Below are 248 nucleotides of genomic sequence, written 5' to 3' on the forward strand. Positions count from 1 at the left end.
AGCACTGCGCCATGCGGTCAGCCGGATTATCGAATTCAATAAAAACCCGCTCTACAGCAAGAATACCACCACACTGCACAGCACTTTCAGCCAGATCCTGGGTCACGCGCAGACAGTAGTCAGTAAACAAACGAGAATGCGTCAGGGCTTTTATGATCGCAACAGCTGCCCCATCATTGCCGGTGAAGCCAGCTTTGTCGACAAACACACCATACGTGTGCGTAATCACGACGGCAGCCATGACACTT

At 51.6% G+C, this 248-nt stretch carries 1 pseudogene; it reads left to right on the plus strand.

Going from position 1 to position 248, the window contains the following annotated elements:
* Positions 1 to 248: pseudogene (locus ACYP03_RS27345) on the plus strand (Si-specific NAD(P)(+) transhydrogenase); the annotation flags it as partial.

This window comes from Photobacterium sp. R1, assembly GCF_054600795.1.